A 12,909-nucleotide genomic window follows, 5' to 3' on the forward strand; every position below is an offset into this window, starting at 1 on the left:
TTTTCTATTAATAGTGGTACATTTTTTATCATAATATCACAATTATTATCCAATAACAAGAAAAAAACATACCCCTGGTCAGTAAAAAGAAGCTTTTCACAGCTTTTTCACATAACTAGGGGTATTATAACACATCATTCAATTTCAGGCGTAAACCTTATCTTCCTCTAGGAATCTCGCCTTGCCACCTTTCACTTCCACCAGATTGATGCTGCAGTTAGGCGGCACACATCCATGCCAGAAGTGCTCCGGATCCTGATACATATTCTGAAGAAGGGCTCGCACAGCACAGCCATGGGAAGATACCAGAACGGTCTTATCTGCCAATGACGGATCTGTGGTTTTCTCCCTCCAGAAAGCTCTGGTACGCTCCAGAACATCCTGGATATTCTCTCCGTTCTCCGGTCTTGGGAATTTCAGTGGATCACGGAAAAACAGGTCAAACTCCTTACAGTCAGAATCCATGGTATTTCCAGTGCGCATAATATGTCCTTCCAGAACTCCGAAATTAATTTCCTGGATCCTGTCATCAGCGATAGTTGGAACATCCCTTCCTCCAAGGACCAGCTTGGCAGTCTGTCTGGCCCGCAGCAGTGGACTTGTGAAACAAATATCAAATTTTACATCCAGCAACGCCTCTCCGGTCTTTTTCGCAAGATCGATTCCCTCCTGGGCAAGAGGAATATCAGCTGAGCCCTGAGCCTTGTGGAGATGGTTCCAGGGTGTCAGGCCATGTCTTACAATATATAAAAGCATTCGTTTTATTTCTCCTTTTTCTTAGGTTCTTTTTCCAGAGTTTTTTTCTTCTCTTTTCCTGATTCTTTCTCTCCTTCTTCATGTTCACGGTTCAGCATTTCTCTCATAGATGCCTGTGCCATTCTGAACTGCTTCTCGAAATATGCGTTGATCTCCGCCCCATATAGCAGCAGATTCATACAGATATAAAGCCACAGCATCACCATGATCAGTGCAGTCAGGCTTCCATACATATTGCTGAAGCCTGGAAACGTATCAAAATAAATTGAAAAGAAATAGGAAAATAAAGACCACCCTGCTGCGATCAGAATCGCTCCAGGTACCTGGCTCTTAAGGGTTGCCTTACGGTTCGGCAGCATTTTGTACAAAATCAGGAAAACCAGGAATAAGCCGGCGAAAACAAGTGCTGTTCTCGCTCCAATGATCTTCCCGATCATTCTTCCAAGAAAAGGAACGTATTTCCCCGCCATTGTCTGGATCTGGTTTCCCAGGACCAGAAGAAGCAGGCTGGCTATAATGGCAATTCCAAACATAAACGTATATACCACTGCATACATTCTGGTCACCAGCCAGTTACGGGTCTCCTTCACATGGTAAATCGTATTCAGGCCATTGGTCAAAGACTGCATTGCTTTCCCCGCAGACCACAATGCCATAATTGCGGAAATCGGCACCACTGCTGTACTTCTGCCATAAACTTCAGATACAATGGTAAGTACAAAATTCTGTATATTATGCGGCACAAATGCCCGGATGGTCTCACTGACCATATTATATGTTAAAGGTGTATAACGAATCATAGTTGTAAGAAACAAAATAAACGGAATAAAAGACATAATCAGGAAGTATGCAGCCTGTGCCGCGTATGCTCCCACATGATCTCCATTTGCCCTGTCCATAAAGCCAAGCAGCAGCTGAAGAACACTCTGTTTTTCTTTCTTCTTATCCATACGATTGCTCCTGTTGCATTTTCGTAATTATTTTTTTGTATCATATCACGAAACAGGCTTTCTGTCTACTTTTTCCTGGTTTTGGCTCCTTTGGATTACGGTTTATGTCCCAGTCGGAGGCTGCAGAATACTACGATGGAACAGTCTCAAACGTAATATTTTGAAAAAAATATGCCAGGATTTCCTGCCAGGTATAACCTTCCTTTGCCATTTCATTTGCCCCATTCTGGCTCATCCCAACTCCGTGTCCATAGCCTTTTCCCTGAATCTGTACCTCCTGTCCCGCCTCTGTTGTCAGATCAAAATACGCACTTGGAAGAAGACTGCCGCCTTTTACCTGCGTTCCATCTTTCTCTGTTATCGAAAGTCCTGCCGGGGAAAGAAATTCCCGAATCTCATATTCTCCATTCAGCTCTATGGGATCCTTTTCTGTTACAATTTCCAGCCCGGTCACCGCACCGCTTGCACTCTTTTTCACCACCTGAAGATCTTTCAAAGAGCCCGCTCCTTCCAGATCTGCCGTTCTCTCTTCCAATGTGTCCCATGGAATGGTCACCTTCCAGTTGCTCCATGGCATGTTCTGGTCAAACTCACATTCCACGCTTTTCAAATACGCGGCAGCCTTATCTGTGCCCCATATTTCATCTGTGCTGGTCTGACCGGCTGATGTGGAAAAATAATAGGCAGTAACTGGTTTTCCATTCTGGCACATGATCATCCCTTTTGTCTCCTGCACGGCTTTGTCTATTTTTTCATCTGCCGGAAAATTCCCATAAACCTGATAATTTACGCTGTCATCTACATCGGCTCCATATTCTTCCTCCAGGCTTTTTTCCTCAATCTGGCAGATTGCATAGGTTCTGGCACATACAGCCTGTGCCATCAGCGCCTGTTCTTCGTAGGAGGCTGGCATTTCACTGGGGACAACTCCTTTTAAATAGGTTTCCAGGGGAAGCTCATTGATCAGCAATAACCCCTGATCTGTTTTCTTAATTTCCAGAGTCCCGTAATAAACAGGTGGCTTCTGTGCCCGGGTAATGGACGTTACTGCAATGCCTTCCGCCCCTCCCTTCAGGAGCAAAGCATCATTCTGAATTTCCGGTGAATCTGGTGTATAGGTGTATTCCTCGCCATTTTGCTGCAGCGTCACAGAGGAATGATAATACGACTGCTGTCCGGAATCCGTGAGCAGAACACGAATGGAAAGTTCCCCGGTATTTTCCGACTTTTCCTTCTGTTCACGGCTGTAAGCTGCGCCAACGCCCGCACCAGTGATCGCAATACCCAGCCAGGAGCTTGTCCTTCCTTTCTCTTTAACCACAGCCGCTTCCCGGCCGGTATCCTTTTTTTCCCGGGGCAGCCCTGCTGTTTCACTGCTTTTCCTTTCTTCCCCTCTATTTAAGTTCACCTCCGCCGCCTTGCGAAACAACAGCAGCCACCCTAACAGTACCAGTAAAAAATAATTCATTCCATAAAAAAATCTGGTCTTCTTCATACACTTAAAATATATGAAGAAAACCAGATAAAAATATCTATTATTATTTTCTTACGCCAAATTTATATGCTGTAAAAGACTGGTATTTCTCGCCAGCTTCCAGTACCGGGGAATGGAATGCTTCCACATTCACTGCATTTGGCTCAACCTGTGTCTCAAGGCAGAAGCCTTCACGCTTATTATAAACATGTCCATTCTTGCCCTTCTCATCAATGACGAAGTTACCTGCATAGAACTGCACACAAGGGCAGTCTGAAATCACATCCATGGTAATTCCAGAAGTCTCATTATAAGCAGAAGCGATGGTTCTTCTATTTCCCTTAGCGTAATTGTCCGCTACATAGTTATGATCATATCCGCCTGTAAATTTCAGCTGCTGGAAGTCTGCTTCGATCTCATCCCCGATCTTCTTCGCCTTGTTGAAATCCATAGGGGTGCCTGCCACTTCCGCATATTCGCCAGTAGGAATGGAAAACTGGTCTACTGGATTATAATCCTTCGCGTGGATGGTAAGATATGTATCAAGGACCTTGCCGCTTCCCTCACCTGTAAGGTTAAAGTAGGAATGATTGGTCATATTCGCCAGCGTAGCCTTGTCACTGATTCCGCTGTAATAAATCTGCAGGGTATTCTCCTCTGTAAATTCATATGTAACTGCTACCTGGAATTCTCCAGGGAAACCATTCTCACCGTCCGGGCTGATTCTGGAAAAAGTAATGGCATTCTTATCCGGATCTGTATTCTTCACAGTCCAGATCTTCTTCTCAAATCCATTAGGACCGCTATGAAGATTGTTGTCATTTTCATTCTTGCCAAGCTGGTATTCCTGTCCATAGAGGGAGAATTTTGCTCCGGCAATACGGTTGCCGCTTCTTCCGATAATCGCACCGAAGAAACATCCATTTACTTCATACTGCTGAACGTCATCATAGCCAAGTACTACGTCTGTCAGCTTTCCATCTTTATCTGGAACACAAAGCTTCACAAGAATAGCACCGTAATCCATTACCTCCGCATAAGCGCCTGACTGATTCTCCAGACGATATAATGTAATCTCCTCCCCTGAGGTCAATTCTCCGAATTTTTTTGCTGTAACACCCATGTTACCTGCCTCCCTGTTCTAAAAAATCCCAGAATGCCGTTCCCTTTCTTTTGACGCCTAGCTAACCGCTAGGTGGGTATCCTCAACAGGACTTCTGCCTACCACGACGAGAGGTCTGACATCCGCACTGCGATCTTGGATTCCCTTGATGTCAATGTAGGTTCAAAAATAAAAGGGGTCTCGCACATCCCAGGATTCATTTTTTCTAAAAGTTATTATACTCTAGTATATACTGTTTTTCAACAGAAAATGCACAAATTCTTTTTACAGAAAAAACACCGAAAATTCACTTAATACCCAGAATATCTTTCACAGTTGCCGGCATATCTTCTGCGTCTACCACACGGTCATGAATTACCGGTGCTGTACGGATATCGTTAACTGCTTTCGGAACTGCCACACCGGAAAGCTTCTCCAGCGCATCTGCCAGTCCGAAATCATCCAGGTTCTCATGCCCTTCTGAAATAGCATCCATAACGCTTCTGGTAAATTTGTAGGGACTTGCGGTGGATGCGATCACTGCCGGAGCCTTATCGCCTGTCTCTTTTACATATTTCTTGTATACACCAGCAGCAACTGCTGTATGAGTGTCAATTACATAATCGCTTGCCTTGTAGACTTCACGGATTGCTTCCTTGGTTTCTTCTTCTGTACAGTAATTGCCATAGAAATCCTTCAGCTGGGCTTTCATCTCAGGTGTGATGGTATACTCCCCGCCCTTAGAAAGATTTTCCATAAGCTTGGCGCATTCCTCTGGATTTTCTCCTGCAATGCGGTAGATCAGACGCTCCAGGTTGCTGGAAATCAGAATATCCATAGACGGTGAGCTCGTAAGGATAAAATCTCTCTTTCTATTATATGTACCGGTAGAGAAGAAATCAAACAGTACCTTGTTCTCATTTGATGCACAGATCAGCTTATTCACTGGAAGTCCCATCTGCTTTGCATAGAATGCTGCCAGAATATTTCCAAAGTTTCCAGTAGGCACTACCACATTGATCTCCTGACCAGCCTTGATCCCTCCCTGGCGTACTAATGTTGCATATGCATATACATAATAAACGATCTGCGGAACAAGACGGCCAATATTAATAGAATTGGCAGAGGAGAACTGGAAACCTGCCTGTGCAAGCTCTTCTGCCATCTCTTTATCGTTAAACATTTTCTTCACAGCAGTCTGGGCGTCATCAAAGTTTCCTGTAATACCTACTACATAGGTATTGGCTCCTTTCTGTGTCACCATCTGCTTCTCCTGGATCGGACTTACTCCGTGTTTCGGATAAAATACAATGATCCGAGTTCCTGGAACATCTGCAAAGCCAGCCAGGGCTGCCTTACCTGTATCTCCAGAAGTAGCGGTAAGAATCACGATTTCATTCTTTACCTGATTCTTTCTTGCAGCTGTGGTCATAAGATATGGAAGAATAGAAAGTGCCATGTCCTTAAATGCAATCGTCGGACCATGGAAAAGTTCCAGATAGTATGCTCCGTCGGCTTCCTTCAGAGGCGCGATCACATCTGTATCGAACTTCTTGTCATATGCACTGTTAATACAGGTGCGCAGCTCTTCCTCTGTAAAATCAGTGAGAAGACGGCTCATTACCTGATAAGCAGTTTCCCGATAAGACATCTGGGAAAGTGCTTCCATAGAAACATCAAGCGCCGGAATCTGTGTGGGTACGAACAATCCTCCGTCTTCAGAAAGTCCCTTCAAAATAGCCTGGGAAGCGGTTACCGGTTCTCCTTTTCCTCTGGTGCTCTGGTACATTACCTGCATTTGTTATTCCTGCCTTTCGCTTATTGTTATGAGACAAATAATTTACCTCTTTATCATCGTATTCGACTTTACAGGTATTATACATACTTCACCGTGTTAAATCAACACCAAATTTGAAAAAGCCGCCTGAAATAATTTCAGACGGCCCGTAACCTTATTGCCCTGAATTCTATTTTTTTACCATCTGGACTACATTTTCTTCGTCCCCGGTTTGGGAAGAGGAACTGTTCTTGGAATCCTTTTCCTCCGGATAGGTATAAAATTCATGAACACCATATTTAAATAATTTCTTCAGTTCTTTATCAAACCAGGACACATTCTGCTTCTCTGCTGCGGAACGCTGGATGAAGAACAATGCTCCCTGGGAATAATCCACACCTTCTAATGCCTGTTTTACAGCTTCTCTGGTATCGTCGGAAACTGTTACTTCATAAAACCTTCCATCATAAATGGGAGAAAACTGGGGAACACCATTTTTCTGGTCAAAAATTACATCCGTAACAGTACCTGGGAATTCACTGTTGGACACCCGGTTCATGATCACATTGGCGATCAGGATCCGTCCCTTAATATCTTCTGTTCCAGCCTCTGCTTCTACAATGTGGAGCAGATTATCGTAATCGGAATCTGACATCAGTTTGGCGTTTGCAGATGCGGATACTGCCGCATCAAAGCTGTCAACTGTATCTGCCATGGAATCTCCCACATTCAGTTCGTCAGCATTTCCTTTTACCTTCTTCACACGCTGTCCAACCATCACTCTCTCACAGGAGGTTCCAATACGTGCTACCGAAGTCCCTGCCGCCGGACTGTCCGCAACACTGGTAACCATACCCGCAATTCCCGTGGGCAGAGTGTAACTGATCGAGCCCGAATCAACTCCGGCAGACGCGGAGTCCTCCTCCGAATCCGAAGCCGCATAAACCTGGCTCCGCCCGCCTGGTTCGGACACCTTTGATCCAATTGCCAAAATCATCGTCAACGCGGCACAGGCACTAAGAGCTACAAAATTATGTACAAGAGCATTTCCATTCTTTTCCCTCTGGTTCCTGCCCTTGGAAGTTGTTACATTCTGTAAACTTAATTTTAATTTCATATTCTTCTTTCCTTGCACTTTTGTTATGTTTTGATTTCTTTAATTATTTATTCTGTAACATTTCTGTAATGTATAGGAAAATTATATTTAATAATAGCTAAAATGTCAAGTAATTTTTATGGCAATCATCCTATTTTATCCAAAAAGAGGTAAAAAAAGAAAGGGTGCGCGCCAAAACAAGAGATTTTTGTCAAAAGTGGTCGTAACATTTTTGAAAAAATTACCTGTTTTTATTTGTCCCCTTCATTCTCCCCGGTATGTTTCTTTTTCTCTTTTCATGTATGATTATAACTTCGCTTCTATTCTTTCGTCAAGCATTTCTCATCGCCTTGTTCTGACAAAAAACGTACAAAAAAACGGGCAAAACACGCTCTGTGCGTTTTACCCGTTTTTTCTTTCTTATTAAAAATTATCGGTTATTGATTGCGGTTACAAGGGCATCGATGGATGCGCGGATAATATCCGGATCCACGCCTGCGCCCCATGCCATGGTTCCGTCTGGCTTCTTAATTCCAACATATGCGATAGCTTTGGAACTGGAGCTGCGTTCCAGTGCATGCTCCTGATACACTTCAAGGGAATATTTCAGCTCATATGCTTTCTTCAGGGCATTGCTTACTGCATCAAGACGACCGTTTCCAGTAGCTTCTGTAGTAATTGTTTTTCCCTTAAAGGTAGAGGTAACCTTTGTTGTAATTCCGCCGTCCTTCTGCTGGAAATGAACCTCGTTAATGCTGTATGGCTCTACCACATTTTCAAAGGTCTTCTTGAACAGATCAAAGATCTCATCTGGATGAAGTTCTTTGTGAAGGTGGTCGGAAACACCTTTGGCTGTGTAGCCCATTGCCTCACGCATTTTCGGCGGAAGGTTCAGGCCATATTTTGTCTCAAGGATATAGCCTACGCCACCTTTACCGGACTGGCTGTTGATTCGGATCACATCTGCATCATAGTTACGTCCAACATCTGTAGGATCGATTGGCAGATAAGGAACGTTCCAGCGGTTTGGATCTTTTTCCTCGATCCAGTGCATGCCTTTGGCGATTGCATCCTGATGGGAACCGGAAAATGCAGCAAAAACAAGAGCTCCACTGTATGGGCTTCTCTCTCCTACTGTCATTCCTGTACAGCGTTCATATACTTCACAGATATGAGGCATATCAGAGAAATCAAGCTTCGGATCTACGCCCTGGGAATACATGTTCATTCCAAGTGTTACAATATCAACGTTACCAGTACGCTCACCATTTCCAAACAGAGTTCCCTCGATACGGTCTGCACCAGCCAGGATACCCATCTCGGAATCCGCTACACCGCAGCCTCTGTCGTTATGGGGATGTAAGGATACGATTACATTTTCACGGTGAAGCATGTGCTTACACATGTACTCAACCTGGCTTGCATATACGTGCGGCATGGAATGTTCTACGGTTACTGGCAGGTTGATGATGCATTTGTTATCCGGGGTAGGCTGCCATACATCAATAACTGCGTTGCAAACCTCAAGTGCATATTCCGGCTCTGTGCCTGTAAAGCTCTCCGGGCTGTACTCAAACTGGAAGTTTCCTTCCGTCTGCTCTGCCAGTTCTTTTAATAATTTCGCACCTTCTACTGCGATCTTCAGGATTTCTTCTTTGGATTTCTTAAATACCTGCTCACGCTGTGCAACGGATGTAGAATTATATACATGGACAATGGCTTTTGGCGCACCTTTTACAGCCTCGAAGGTCTTACGGATAATGTGCTCTCTGGCCTGGGTAAGTACCTGAATGGTAACATCCTCAGGGATCAGGTTCCGGTCGATCAGAGTACGAAGGAAGGTATACTCTGTCTCAGAAGCTGCCGGGAAACCAACTTCGATCTCTTTAAAACCAATCTGTACAAGCAGTTTGAAAAATTCCACTTTCTGCTCCAGGCTCATTGGAATTACAAGTGCCTGGTTTCCATCACGAAGGTCTACGGAGCACCATGCCGGTGCCTTGTCAATATAGTCCTTTTTTGCCCAGTCCATACAGGTTTCCGGCGGAAGATAATACTGTTTTTTGTATTTGCTTACATTCATCATTTCTTTATTCCTCCATATTGTAAATTTGTTTTTCTCTTTTGGAACGGAAGGATTTTATTACATAAAAAAAGCCCTCCAACTCTGCACATATATTGATGCAAGAGACGGAAGACATATGTCCTACGCGGTACCACTCTTATTTCATGAATAAAAAATCCATACACTTCACGGATACGGGATCAATCCTTATATCCTCTCCCTGTAACGGTGGAATCCGTCTGCGTCTATTCTTGCTTCTGCTCTCCTTATAAAGTAGGAAGCAATTTCAAGCAGCTGCTCCAAGGCGAGTTCTACAGTTTCCTTCCGTCATCTCACACCAGCCGATGACTCTCTGCGCTCTGGTTCCTGTGTACTACTCCTTATCAAAGCATTTCTCTTATAGGTTCTCTGTGGTTATTACCTTAACATTTTTCCAGTCATTTGTCAATGGTTACTGTCTGCAACCAGACTCGCAACTATCAATGACCAATCGGGGCAACAGGATTTGAACCTGCGACCTCACGGCCCCCAGCCGTGCGCGCTACCAAGCTACGCCATACCCCGCGAACAGTTGATATTGTACCAAATGTTGTAAAAAAAATCAACTGTTTTTTCGGAAAACCGATATTTTTACATACTTCCAAAAGAAGAACGTGAAGCCTCTTCCGTTTCCATGGCTTCACGTTCTAGTTTTAGTGCTGGGCGTTAATGTAATTAACAAGTCCCTCTGCTTTAATAATCTTCTGCATAAATTCCGGGAACGCCTGTCCCTTGAACTGGGTGCCTTTGGTGCGGTTGTAGATCATACCGGAATCGAAATCTACTTCTACTTCGTCTCCATCCTCAATGCCTTTGCTTGCTTCCGGACACTCGATGATCGGAAGACCAATATTGATGGCATTCCGGTAAAAGATTCTGGCAAATGTCTCAGCGATGACACAGCTTACACCAGCTGCCTTGATGGCGATCGGGGCATGCTCACGGGAAGATCCGCAGCCAAAGTTTTTGGTTGCTACAATAATGTCACCCTTCTGTACTCTTTTTACAAAGGTATTGTCAATATCTTCCATACAATGAGTTGCCAGTTCCGCCGGATCTGAGGAATTCAGATAACGTGCCGGAATAATAACATCTGTATCTACATTGTCTCCATATTTAAAAACTCTGCCTTTTGCCTGCATGATAAGTACTCCTCCTTATAATCCTAATTCTTCTGGTGCACAAATATAGCCAGTTACCGCACTTGCTGCCGCTACTGCCGGGCTTGCAAGATAAACTTCTGAATCTACATGTCCCATACGTCCAACAAAGTTACGGTTGGTAGTAGAAATACAGCGCTCACCAGCTGCCAGGATTCCCATATATCCACCAAGGCATGGTCCACAGGTAGGAGTACTTACAACTGCTCCAGCCTCAATAAAGATCTTAAGGAGTCCTTCTTCCATTGCCTGCAGGTAAATAGTCTGTGTAGCCGGAATTACGATGCAGCGAAGGCCTTTCTTCACTTTGCGTCCCTTCAGGATCTGGGCTGCAACACGAAGGTCATCAATACGTCCGTTTGTACAGGATCCAATTACAGACTGGTCTACCACAACCGGCTCACTGATCTCAGAAATCGTCTTGGTATTCTCTGGTAAATGAGGGAAAGCAACTGTTGGCTCCAGTGTACTAAGATCGATCGTGTACTCAGCCTCGTAAACAGCATCCTCATCCGCTTCATATGCCTTGTACGGACGTTCGGAATGCTCCTTCATATATTCGATTGCCAGATCATCAACTGGGAAAATACCATTCTTGCCGCCAGCTTCAATTGCCATATTTGCAATTGTAAAACGGTCATCCATAGAAAGGTTCTTAATGCCCTCTCCTACAAACTCCATAGATTTATAAAGTGCTCCGTCAACACCGATCATACCGATGATATGTAAGATCACATCCTTACCGCTTACCCATTTTTTCGGTTTGCCTACAATGTTAAATTTAATCGCAGACGGTACCTTAAACCATGCTTTACCGGTAGCCATACCAGCTGCCATATCTGTACTTCCAACACCAGTGGAAAAAGCTCCCAGAGCTCCATATGTACAGGTATGTGAGTCAGCTCCAATAATCACATCACCAGCTACCGTAAGACCTTTTTCCGGAAGAAGGGCATGCTCGATTCCCATCTGTCCTACGTCAAAATAATTGGTGATGTCATGACGACAGGCAAATTCACGGACACATTTGCAGTGCTCGGCAGATTTGATGTCCTTATTCGGAATAAAATGATCCATTACCAGTGCAATTTTATCTTTGTCAAATACAGTATCTACGGTCATCTTGTCCATCTCATGGATTGCAACCGGAGAGGTGATATCATTTCCAAGAACAAGGTCAAGCTGTGCCTCTATAAGCTGTCCTGCTTCTACATGATCCAGACCTGCGTGTGCAGCCAGGATCTTCTGAGTCATTGTCATTCCCATTTTTGTATTCCTCCTAATTCATTGTATGTTGCTATTTTAGCACACTTTCTGTTATAATAAAAATACATATTAATCATATTTATTATAACTTGTAGTTATATGAGCCATAATAAATCACAATGCAACATATTTCAGGAGGAACACCATGCAGGAAAATCTATCTCTTTACCATATTTTTTATACGGTAAGCCGCACCGGAAATATCTCTTCCGCTGCCAAGGAGCTCTACATCAGCCAGCCAGCCATCAGTCGTGCCATTAAGAAGCTGGAGAACAATCTGGACACTACTCTTTTTAAGCGCAGCTCCAGAGGTGTTTCTCTCACTCCGGACGGACAGATCCTCTATGAAAAAGTAAAAGGAGCCTTCGACCTTCTTTCCGAAGGGGAAGACTCCATCCTTCACAACCGTTCCCGGGAAATTCCCAGGCTGCGCATTGGTGCCAGCACTACTTTATGCAAGTATGTACTTATGCCACAGTTAAAGGATTTCATCGCAGCCAATCCCCAGATCCGTATCATTATCTCCTGTCAGTCCACTTATCAGACTTTGAAGCTTCTTGATGAGGATAAAATAGACATTGGACTGATCGGACGCCCCCAGAAGCTTTCCGGATACGAATTTCTGCCTTTGCTGCAGATCCAGGATACCTTCGTGGCAACCAAAAAATATCTGGAAAATCAGCATCAGTTGTTCCCCAAAGAACCTCTTTATCATACTGCCACCTTCATGCTTCTGGATGAACAAAATATTACCAGGCAATCTGTTAATACCATGCTTCACGAGCACCAGCTGCAGCTGGGACATATTCTGGAAGTCAGTTCCATGGATCTTCTAATCCAATTCGCCCAGGTAGGTCTGGGAATTGCCTGTGTGATCAAGGAATTTGTGCAGAAAGAACTAGATACAGAAGCTCTTATCGAAGTACCTTTAGGATTCACTTTTCCATCAAGAGAAATCGGATTTGTATGCAGAAAAGGCAGTGAAAACCAGAAACTGCTAACGCAGCTGGTTAATAGAAACAACAAAAGCAATGGGCAATGAAACAAAAGTCCATACATAAACGCAGACTTTGATTCCGTAACCACGCAAAAAATCCGGGGAGTTTCCCCGGATCAGACTGTAGACAAACTTGGTGTTGGGTGTTATGCCCAGCACCATTTTTCTTTTAAAACTTCTTTTCTTTTTATTTTTTTCAAAATCAACAAAAATCTGGCTGTGTTCCA

The 12,909-nt window shown here is 44.0% G+C and carries 10 protein-coding genes, 1 tRNA gene, 1 other RNA gene and 1 other annotated feature; of the genes, 1 reads left to right on the top strand and 11 read right to left on the bottom strand.

What is annotated here, in order from left to right; all coding sequences use genetic code 11:
- Positions 1–144 precede the first annotated feature (144 nt).
- The 11 genes from ACTQ50_RS16785 to leuC all read right to left on the bottom strand — a co-directional run bounded on the left by ACTQ50_RS16785 (position 145) and on the right by leuC (position 11,685).
- Positions 145–756: a histidine phosphatase family protein gene (locus ACTQ50_RS16785; RefSeq protein WP_441485148.1), complete on the bottom strand. Its 612-nt coding sequence runs from the start codon at positions 754–756 to the stop codon at positions 145–147.
- A 5-nt stretch (positions 757–761) separates the two neighbouring features.
- Entirely contained in the window at positions 762–1,706 is a 945-nt protein-coding gene (locus ACTQ50_RS16790; RefSeq protein WP_441485149.1) for a YihY/virulence factor BrkB family protein, read from the bottom strand.
- 130 nt (positions 1,707–1,836) lie between these two features.
- Positions 1,837–3,114 (bottom strand): SpoIID/LytB domain-containing protein, encoded by a 1,278-nt coding sequence (locus ACTQ50_RS16795; protein ID WP_441485150.1) that lies wholly within the window; start codon positions 3,112–3,114, stop codon positions 1,837–1,839.
- A gap of 130 nt (positions 3,115–3,244) precedes the next feature.
- Positions 3,245–4,303: an aldose epimerase family protein gene (locus ACTQ50_RS16800; RefSeq protein WP_441485151.1), complete on the bottom strand. Its 1,059-nt coding sequence runs from the start codon at positions 4,301–4,303 to the stop codon at positions 3,245–3,247.
- A gap of 21 nt (positions 4,304–4,324) precedes the next feature.
- Positions 4,325–4,502: non-coding RNA, 6S RNA (ssrS, locus tag ACTQ50_RS16805), on the bottom strand.
- 87 nt (positions 4,503–4,589) lie between these two features.
- On the bottom strand, positions 4,590–6,080 hold the full coding sequence (gene thrC / locus ACTQ50_RS16810; protein WP_441485152.1) for a threonine synthase: 1,491 nt from the start codon (positions 6,078–6,080) through the stop codon (positions 4,590–4,592).
- A gap of 169 nt (positions 6,081–6,249) precedes the next feature.
- Entirely contained in the window at positions 6,250–7,176 is a 927-nt protein-coding gene (locus ACTQ50_RS16815; protein WP_441485153.1) for a cell wall hydrolase, read from the bottom strand.
- 409 nt (positions 7,177–7,585) lie between these two features.
- Complete coding sequence (locus ACTQ50_RS16820; RefSeq protein WP_441485154.1) at positions 7,586–9,241, bottom strand: 2-isopropylmalate synthase; 1,656 nt, start codon at positions 9,239–9,241, stop codon at positions 7,586–7,588.
- Between the two features lie 97 nt (positions 9,242–9,338).
- Positions 9,339–9,616 (bottom strand) — a binding site (T-box leader).
- Positions 9,617–9,710: 94 nt separating this feature from the next.
- Positions 9,711–9,784 (bottom strand) — tRNA-Pro (locus ACTQ50_RS16825).
- A 128-nt stretch (positions 9,785–9,912) separates the two neighbouring features.
- A complete protein-coding gene (leuD, locus tag ACTQ50_RS16830; protein ID WP_226818397.1) occupies positions 9,913–10,401 on the bottom strand; it encodes a 3-isopropylmalate dehydratase small subunit in 489 nt (162 codons plus the stop codon).
- Positions 10,402–10,416: 15 nt separating this feature from the next.
- A complete protein-coding gene (gene leuC, locus ACTQ50_RS16835; RefSeq protein ID WP_441485155.1) occupies positions 10,417–11,685 on the bottom strand; it encodes a 3-isopropylmalate dehydratase large subunit in 1,269 nt (422 codons plus the stop codon).
- 145 nt (positions 11,686–11,830) lie between these two features.
- Between leuC and ACTQ50_RS16840 the strand changes: the two genes are divergently transcribed.
- Entirely contained in the window at positions 11,831–12,727 is an 897-nt protein-coding gene (locus ACTQ50_RS16840) for a LysR family transcriptional regulator (RefSeq protein WP_441485156.1), read from the top strand.
- Positions 12,728–12,909: the final 182 nt, after the last annotated feature.

The sequence above is a fragment of the Blautia sp. Sow4_E7 genome (genome assembly GCF_052116245.1).
GTDB lineage: Bacteria > Bacillota > Clostridia > Lachnospirales > Lachnospiraceae > Blautia_A.